The 4,568-nt window shown below is 67.8% G+C and carries 2 protein-coding genes; both read right to left on the bottom strand.

Annotated elements, in window-relative coordinates; translation table 11 throughout:
• Nucleotides 1-2,317, bottom strand: a 2,317-nt coding sequence (locus tag ACZ63I_RS34970) for a condensation domain-containing protein (protein WP_469343573.1), incomplete at its 3' end; no start/stop codon positions are given.
• The coding region (locus tag ACZ63I_RS34965) for a condensation domain-containing protein (RefSeq protein ID WP_469343572.1) at nucleotides 2,314-4,568 on the bottom strand (2,255 nt) is incomplete at its 5' end. The genes ACZ63I_RS34965 and ACZ63I_RS34970, both read right to left, overlap by 4 nt.

Genomic DNA, 4,568 nt, shown 5'->3' with positions numbered 1-4,568 from the left:
TGGGGTCGGGGGTGGTGGTGAGGCTCATGACGTTGGCGACGGAGCCTTCGGTGGCGCCGTATTCGTTGCTGATGGTGGTGTGGGTGGTGCTGGTGTCGAGGAGCTGCGAGACGAGAGTGGGGGTGAGGTTCTCGCCGCCGGCGACGATGGTGGTGATGTGGTGCGTGGCGTTCTGGGTGGTCAGATGTGCGGCGAGGATTTCCAGGTGGGACGGGGTGGCCTTCAGGAAGCTGATCGGCACGTCCGTGAGGATCATGTCGATCGCCGCGTCGAACGCTGTCTGGCCGGGCTGCGTCTGCGGGATGGCGAGCTGCGTGCCCTGGATGAGGGGCAGGAACAGAGCGGTGATGGTGAGGTCGAAGGTGATGGAGGAGTACAGGATGGTGCCTATCCCGCCCGGCTCCTCGACCGGGTAGTTCTGGTCGCACCAGTGGAGGTAGTTGACGACGCCCCGGTGCTCCAGAGCCACGCCCTTGGGCCGGCCGGTGGAGCCTGAGGTGTAGATGATGTAGGCGAGGTCATCAGGCGAGGCGAGCGGGGCTGGATTGTCTGTCGGTCCTTCGGGCCACTGCGCGTTCACGAGCAGCCGCGGAGTATCTGCGGGCAGCCGGTCGGTGTGCTCTGTGCTGGTGATGATCAGGGGCGCTTGGGCGTCTTCGACCATGTAGGTGATGCGCTCGGTCGGGTACTCCGGGTCGAGCGGCACAAATGCCGCGCCGGCCTTCATGATGCCCAGCAGGGTGGCGATGAGCTGGGGCGAGCGGTCGAGGCAGACGGCGATCAGCGTGTCCGGGGTGATGCCCGTATTACGCAGGTGGTGGGCGAGCTGGTTGGCGCGAGCGTTGAGCTGCGCGTACGTCCACTGCTCGGCCCCGTAGGTGAGAGCCACGGAGTTCGGGTCGGTGGTGACGCGGTCCTCGATGAGCTGGTGGATGGTCGCCGTGTCCGGGTAAGGCCCTGTGACTCCGTTCCAGTCGACCAGGATCTGCTGCCGCTCCTGTGCCGTCAGCATGTTCAGTTCCGCGATGCGCGCCCCGGGAGCCGCCACGACGGACTCCAGCAAGGTCCGCAGATGGCCGGCCATCCGCTCGACCGTCGCCGCGTCGAACCGGCTCCGGTCGTACACGAACCGGAACTCCAGGGCACGGCCGGCCGACGCGACCAAGGTGAGCGGATAGCCCGTACGCTCCACGCAGTTGACCAGGCGCCGGGTCAGTCCCTCGGGGAAGTCCGACGGCTTCTGCACCACCGGGTAGTTCTCGAAGACCAGGATGGACCGGAACAGCGGCTCCCCGCGCGGGATGCTGCTGTGCTTCTGCACGTCGACGAGGTGGCAGTACTCCCACTGCCGCATCTCCAACTGCTCGTCCTGGAGGTCCCGCAGCCAGCTCGCGACCCCGAGTTCACCCGTGAGCCGGCCTCGTACCGGCAGCGTGTTGATGAACAGGCCCATCATCGAGTCCACACCCGGCAGGGCGATCGAGCGGCCCGAGATGGTCGAGCCGAACAGCACCTCGTCGCTGCGGCTGTACCGGGAGAGCAGGATCGACCACAGCCCCTGCACCAGGGTGTTCATCGTGATCCGCTGCGATCGGGCGTAGTCGCGCGCCTGCGCGAACAGCTCGGAGGAGGCTTCCACTTCGAACTCGCCGACGCCCGTGTCCCCGGTGTCCCGGTCCACGTGCAGGTTGGTCGGTTCGGTGACCCCGGCCAGATACTTCTTCCAGAACTCCGCCGAAGTGTCGTCCCGTTGGGCGTTCAGCCACTCGATGTAGCGGCGGTACGGAACGGTCGCCGGCAGAGCGGCGGGCGTACCGTCGAGCAGGCTGCGGTAGAGGGCGAACAGCTCCTTCTGGAGGATCTGCACGCTCCACCCGTCCAGCAGGATGTGGTGGAACGACCAGACCACGAACCGCCGTTCGTCCGCCGCCCGCAGCACCGTCACCCGTACCAGCGGCGCCCGGGACAGGTCGAACCCGCGCTCCCAGTCCTCCGCCAGAAAGGCGTCCAGCCGCTGCTCCTGGTCGGGCAGGCCGCGCAGGTCCCGCACTTCGAAGGGCACGGGGGCCCGGCGCTGCACGACCTGTACCGGTTCCGACACGCCCTCCCACACGAACGCGCTGCGCAGGATCGAGTGCCGGTCGACCAGTTGCTGCCACGCCTGCCCGAACAGCGCGTCGTCGAAGGCGCCTTCGACCTCTTCCGTCATCTGCACCATGTACGGGCGGGTGTCGGACGTGTCCTCCAGCGAGTGGAAGAGCATCCCGAACTGGAGGGGCGAGAGCCCGTAGACGTCTTCCACGTTGTGCGTGCTCATATCGAGAACCTCTTCAGGATCGCGGCCATGTCGGAGTCACCGACGTCGGTGAGGGGGATGCCGGGGGTGGTCCTGCGGGAGTCGGCGGCGCCTTCGGCACTGCCGGCGATCAGTCCGCGCAGGTGGTGGATCATGCCGTCGCCCAGCCGCTCGACGGTCTGCCGGTCGTGCAGCGCGGACGAGTAGCCGATGTACACGCCGAACGTGTCGCCCTCGACGGCCGCGGTCACGTCGAGGACGTTCCAGCGCATGCCGTCGGGGCTGATCGAGTGTCCCTTGGGCTCGTTCGCCGGGGCGTACCGCCCGATGCCCGGGAGGTCCTGGCTGAACTGCCCGAGGTAGTTGAAGTTGACCTCAGGGATCGGCTGCCGGCCGAGGACGGACGTCACTTCGGGTGCCCCGAGGTGGCGCAGAATGCCGTAGCCGACACCGTTGTTGGGGATCCGGCCGAGCTGGTCCTTGACGGAGTCGAGCGAATCGAGCGGCCCGGTGCCTGGTGCCAGTCGCAGCGAGACGGGGAACACCGAAGTGAACCATCCGACGGTCCGCGACAGGTCCACGTCGGGGAAGAGATCCTCGCGGCCGTGTCCCTCCAGACCGATCAGGGTCTCGTCGTCCCCTGTCCAGTCCCGCAGCGCGTGGGCGAGAGCGGTGAGGAGCGCGTCGTTGATCCGCGAGCTGAAGACGCGGGGCACGTCCCGCAGCAGGGCGCGGGTCTCCTCGGGGGTGAGGGACACGGCGACGCTGGACGCCGAGCCCAGCTCGTTACGTCCGTCCCGGTCACGCGGCACCCGCCCGGCGGGCTTCGCCTCCGCCCAGTACGCGAACTCGGCGCGTGCCTCGTCCGACGTGGCGAAGCTGCTCAGCCGTTCCGCCCAGGCCCGGAAGGACGTCGTCTTCGCGGCGAGCCGCGGTGCCCGGCCGGCGGCGCGCTGCTCGTAGCAACTCCCCAGGTCCTCCAGGAGGATCCGCCAGGAGACCCCGTCAACCGCCAGGTGGTGCACGGCGATGAGCAGCCGCTGCCCGCGCGCGGCCCCCAACTCCAGCAGGGCACACCGCATCAGCGGTCCCTTTGCCAGGTCGAGGCTCTGCTGCGTCTCCTCCGCGATCCCGAGCGACACCGCACTCAGTGCGTCGTCGGTGACGTCGGACAGGTCGTGGACGTCGAGGACGTCGGTGTCCACCGACTCGTCCAGATACTGCCGCCAGCCGTCGTCGCCGCTCTCGCACCGCAGCCGCAGCGCGTCGTGGTGCTCCACCAGGTCGGCCAGCGCCAGCCTGAGGACGTCGGGGTCCAGGGCGTCGGTGGCCAGCAGTTCCGCCTGGTTGAAGTGGTCGAACGCAGGCAGCTCCTTCTCGAAGAACCAGTGCTGGATCGGTGTCAGCGGCACGTCACCCACGACCCGGCCCTGCTCGGCGTCGACCAGAGTGGCCGCGCCTGCGTGCACCGCGATCTCGGCGATCGTCTGATGCTTGAAGATCGTGCGCGGGGTGAGGTGCAGGCCGAACTTCTTCGCCCTGGCGATCATTTGGATGCTGATGATCGAGTCGCCGCCCAGCTCGAAGAAGTTGTCGTGGATACCGACGGTCTCGATGCCGAGGATGTCGCCCCACACGGAGGCGAGCGTGCGCTCGGTGGGGGTGCGGGGTGCGGTGTAGGTGGTGTCGAGGTCGGGGCGGTTCTGGTCGGGTGCGGGCAGGGCTTTGGTGTCGACCTTGCCGTTGGGGGTGAGGGGAAGTTGGTCGATGGTGGTGTAGGTGGCGGGGACCATGTAGTCGGGGAGCTGGTTCTGGAGGTGGGTGCGCAGCTCCTGCGTGCTGGGTGTGGTGGCGCCCGGGTTGGTGACGATGTAGGCGGTGAGTCGTTTGTCGCCGGGGGTGTCTTCGCGGACGATGACGGCTGTGCTGGCGATGTCGGGGTGGGTGTTGAGTGAGTTTTCGATTTCGCCGAGTTCGATGCGGTAGCCGCGGAGTTTGATTTGGTTGTCGATACGGCCGATGAATTCGAGGGTGCCGTCGGGGCGCCAGGTGCAGAGGTCGCCGGTGTGGTAGGTGCGGGGGTCGTGGGTGAGGTTGAGGGGGTTGGGGGTGAAGCGTTGGGTGGTGAGGTCGGGGCGGTTGTGGTAGTTGCGGGCGAGGCAGATGCCGCCGAGGAGGCTGTGGGCGGGGATGCCGATGGGTGCGGGTTGGTTGTGGTGGTCGAGGAGGTAGGTGGTGGTGTTGGTGATGGGTCGGCCGAGGGTGGTGGTGT

This window comes from Streptomyces sp. NPDC087906, assembly GCF_055584925.1.
Note: the sequence above shows the minus strand (reverse complement) of the source record. Positions and strands in the feature narration are given on the sequence as shown.